The following is a 761-nucleotide window of genomic DNA, read 5'->3' as shown; positions in this document are numbered from 1 at the left end:
TGGTGGCTGTGGTGGTCGTTGTGCCATCAGAGACAGAGAAGTTGATCGGTTGCTCGCCCTCTTCATCAGACACAATCGTCCAGGTGCCATCCCCATTATCGGTGATAGACACATCCGGATCGGTTGAGCTCACATCCGTGATAGAAAGCGTATCGCCATCCACATCAGAAGCTGCCGCCAGCAGGTCCGCTGCTGTCAGCGTATATTCTGCATATTCGGTACCGTCTGCCAGATCGATAGAGTCAATGACAGGGGCGTCATTTTCAGGTGTCACCGTCAGGTTCACAGTGGCAATCTGGGTTTCCCCGTCGTTATCGGTCACCGTATAGGTAAAGCTGTCCGTGCCGTTATAATCATCAGCAGGTGTATAGGTCACTGTGCCATCATCATTCAAGAGCGCAACACCGTTTGTGGGTTGCGTAATGCCTGTGACCGTGCCGCCATCAACGATGGTGTCATTGTCAATCACATTGATGGTTTTGCTGCTGTCTTCCGCCAGTGTGGCACTGTCATCGGCCAATGTGTTGTCGATATCGGCAATATCCACATCCACGGTGGCAGAGGTGGTCTGGCCGTCTTCATCCGTGATGGTATAGACGAAGCTTGCATCCGCACCGTCATAGCCCGCATCCGGCGTGAAGGTAATGGTGCCATTTTCCGTATCAAGGCTGACCGTACCGTTTTGGGCCCCGGACACACCTGTAATAGTGCCGCCATCAATGATGTTATCATTGGCGATCAGATCGGCAATGTTCAGCGTC

1 protein-coding gene is annotated in these 761 nt (G+C 52.8%); it reads right to left on the bottom strand.

From position 1 onward, the window contains the following. A partial coding sequence (locus RYZ26_RS19880) for a cadherin-like domain-containing protein (protein WP_317685001.1) occupies positions 1 to 761 on the bottom strand: 761 nt, incomplete at both ends.

The organism is Terasakiella sediminum (assembly GCF_033100395.1).
Taxonomy (GTDB): Bacteria; Pseudomonadota; Alphaproteobacteria; order Rhodospirillales; family Terasakiellaceae; genus Terasakiella.
The sequence above is the reverse complement of the archived record's forward strand: the minus strand, read 5'-3'. Positions and strand labels throughout refer to the sequence as shown.